Origin of the sequence: Thermovirga sp. (genome assembly GCA_012523215.1) — a bacterium.
Taxonomy (GTDB): domain Bacteria; phylum Synergistota; class Synergistia; order Synergistales; family Thermovirgaceae; genus 58-81.
Genome location: JAAYIZ010000294.1, coordinates 1 through 3262 on the forward strand (window position 1 = coordinate 1; position 3262 = coordinate 3262).

The window sequence follows — 3262 nt, forward strand, 5'->3', positions numbered from 1 at the left end:
GTGGGCGATATCCGCCTGGCGGCGGCAGGGGGCGGCGAGCCCTTTTTACCCCTCGGCGCCGAGGAGGAGGAACCACCTCGCGAGGGGGAGTTCGCCTACATGGACGATGCGGGGGCGATCTGCCGGTGCTAGAACTGGCGCGAGGCCGACAGGACAAAGCTCACGCCCGAAACTAAGCGGGCGCTGCTCTGCATGGAAAGCCTCGCCCCCGAAAGGGACGAGGAGCTGCGAAGGGCCCTTGGCTTCATCAATGAAGCGGTCCACGAAAACCTGGGAGCCAGGACCACACCCTTTTGGCTCGATAGCAGCAGCAGGAAGATTGATCTCCCCGAGTGAGGTAGCGAAGGCCCCGTCTAACCCAGGATGATCAACTCTTTACGGACCGCTTCCGGGCTCAGCACGGCGACGAGTTCCCCGATCTCCTCCAGGTGGTCCCTTATCTGCCAGGAAGGTATGGAGGGCGCACCGTAGACCGAAAAGAGAGCTCGCGTCGTCACGGGAGTGATGAAGCTCCTGTCGTCGGGCCCGTAGATTATGCTCGACAGGATGCCCTTTTGGTCTGACAGGAACATGTCCCCCTTCGGCATGGTGCGCATCCTGCCGCCCATAGCCTGGTAGGTTTCTCCGCCCTTTGAGACATCCAGGGTAAGGGGGAGGGATAGCCTTTCCAGGTCATGCCCCGCAGTGAGGAGGCCACTTCCGAGTTCCGCCAGGAACGCAGCGGCCACGAGGGGTGACGGGGAAGAGAGGGGTTTAGCCTTGAGTGCCACCGTCTCCACCTGGTGGAGCACCGGGTAGCCCTGGCCGAACTTTCGGAAGTACTTTTCGTAGGCTCCGAAGGGATCTTCCCGCGAGATATCCTTCCGAGTCTTCCCCAGGTGCCGCCGGCGAAGTTCTTCCTCCAGGGCGGTCTTTCTTTCCTCGAAGGCCGAGTTCTCCGCGGTGCTCGTGATGCCCTCGATGACCATTGCACCAAAAAAGGTTCCAGGAAAACTTGCCCTCCAGGTGGCGGACGCTGTGATCATGGCCTGATCCTCCCCTTTCTCGCTGGCCTTGCCGGATGCTTTAAAAGGCCGACCCGGTCCTTATTATTTCCCTTACCGGCACAAAAGGGAATGGCAGCGGAACCGACAATACGCTGACAGCCATGATCGAGGGTCCATCTTCGCATTCAGCCTGTCGCTCCCCCGTTTGGAGGTAATATACTCCTGGGAGCGCCTGGGGTTCGACTCACGACAGGGGGCGGGGATAAAGGAGTGGTGTGGCAGTGGGAGCGAAGGGACGTTCGGGTCGCTTTGTGCTTCTTTTTTTCCTGTTCTTGGGGATGGTTCTTTGCCCTGGCCGCCGGGCGGTGGCCCAGGATAATGAACGGCCCCAGGTGGATACCGCCGCCCTTTTGAAGGCCGTCCAGTCCATAGCGGCCCTGACGGTCGAGACAAAAGATGGCGGAAAAAACAAGGGTTTGGCATTCCTCATTGCCGACGGAGACAGGGCCGTAACGGCCGCTCACTTATTGAACAACGCTGCCAGGATAACCCTTCGCTTCCGGGATGGATCCGAGGACCTTTCCCCGGGCCTCCTGGCCGTCGACTGGAGAAGGGGCCTGGCATTGATAAACGTGCCGGCTACCGAGAGGGAAGGTCTCGCCCTTGTCCAGACCGACATCAACCCGGGGACGGTGGTCCAGTGCGGCGCGGTCAGGGACGGTACCTACGGGTTTGTGCAGTTCACCGTCTCCGAGGTCCTGCAGGAGGCAAGGGGGGGCGAAAGGTATACCCTGTCGGGGGATGCGTCGGAAGGCAACAGTGGCGCACCGGCCCTGGACAAGGCGGGGAACGTCACGGGGATCGTAATTGAGACGGGAGAAGGGCGGGTCCTTGTACCCTCGGCATACGTAGCCGCCCTGGCGCCCGGTTTTCCCCTAGGGGCATGGGGCGGGGCGGCGGCCCTTTCAGCCGGCGCTTCCGCCGCGGCGCCGGAGCCGGGCCTCCTGGAGGAAGCGGACCAGGCCATTCTTGATTTCATGATCGTTCTTTTCAACCACGACAGCACCTACCGATGGGCCGACGAGAAGACGGGAGGGCGGGGTTACCTGGAGGGGATCCCCCAGGATCTTTACGATTCCCAGACCAGGCTGGAGACGGTCCTCGGCAGGCTGGGCAGGGCTACCACCGGTGACTATCTCCGAGACAAGGTCATAAGGAACCTCCAAGAGGTGGGGCACAGCGAGGTAGCTGCGGTTAATTACTTTATCCAGGCCGTGATCGAGGGGCAAGAGTCCAAGGACTGGGGGGCCCAGCCCCAGCACTTGAATAAACGCTCCAAGGCCGCCCTCAACATAGCGGGGGAAGTGCTGCTTTCGGGTCTTCCCGACATACACGAACTGTACGGGTCGTCGACGATTTTAAGTGAAAGAATGCCGAGGGACGTGAAGTACTATCTCGGCGTGGAAGAACGGCTGGCCCCCTTCGTGCTGGGCACGGTGACAACCACTGGCGATCCCTTGCGCCTCCTGGTCCTGTACCACGACTCACTGGGCGAGAGCCTGGGTTTGAGAACGGGAGACAGGATCCTTTCCGCCGGGGGGGCTGAGTTCGACGCCGATGACTCCCTGGAGGACCTCAAGGCCCTGATCATGGAAAGCTTGGGAAGGACCATCGACTTAGTTGTTGAGAGGGAAGGGGAAGAGACGAACCTTAAAATCGACATCCCCGAGGAAATCCCGGAAAACTACCTCCTTCCGCCGATTCTCTGAAAATTGTGGATTTCGGTCATTTTGCGCAGTAGATCGAGCCCGGTCCATGTCCGTTGCCTCCCGTAAGAATCAAAGTGAAAGGTACATGTCGAGTCTGGCCTTCGTCTTTTGACAAGAAGTAGCCGCTGGTATAGAATGCGTTGAATGCTTTGTAAGGGAGGGAACCCTGTGCGCATGAAGCAAGAACTCTTCGACTGCTATTTTTACGGCTATTACTTTTACTTCGCCTTGGGGTTCCCCTCCTGGCGCGGTTGAGCCGTACTCTTCCGCAACAAACCGGGATAAAGGGACCCCTTTAAAGGGGTCCCTTTCTTTTTTCGAGGAGGTGGTGCAAGGGAAGGCGATGAAAGAGTCCGTAAGCGGAAAGGGCCGTCCTGAAGCGGGACGGGTGGAAAGATTGGACACAGGAGGTGTCGAACGTAATGAGCGATCAAGTTGCGGATCGGGGTTTTTTCAGCAGGATGATGGGTTCTTCCTTTTACAAGAAATTCATACTTCCCGGCCTTA

3 protein-coding genes are annotated in these 3262 nt (G+C 59.4%); 2 read left to right on the forward strand and 1 reads right to left on the reverse strand.

Annotated features, from left to right (window positions below):
- Positions 1-192 precede the first annotated feature (192 nt).
- Positions 193-336, forward strand: a complete 144-nt coding sequence (locus GX108_07940) for a hypothetical protein (protein NLO56960.1) — start codon at positions 193-195, stop codon at positions 334-336.
- A 17-nt stretch (positions 337-353) separates the two neighbouring features.
- Here GX108_07940 and GX108_07945 read toward each other — a convergent pair whose 3' ends face one another.
- The gene (locus GX108_07945) at positions 354-1025 is read right to left on the reverse strand and encodes a hypothetical protein (protein ID NLO56961.1); all 672 of its coding nucleotides are present in this window, start codon (positions 1023-1025) and stop codon (positions 354-356) included.
- A 242-nt stretch (positions 1026-1267) separates the two neighbouring features.
- On the opposite strand from GX108_07945, the gene GX108_07950 reads away from it, so the two are divergent.
- Positions 1268-2755 carry a hypothetical protein gene (locus tag GX108_07950; protein ID NLO56962.1) on the forward strand — a complete coding sequence of 496 codons (1488 nt, stop codon included), beginning with the start codon at positions 1268-1270 and terminating at the stop codon, positions 2753-2755.
- The last annotated feature ends 507 nt before the right edge of the window (positions 2756-3262 follow it).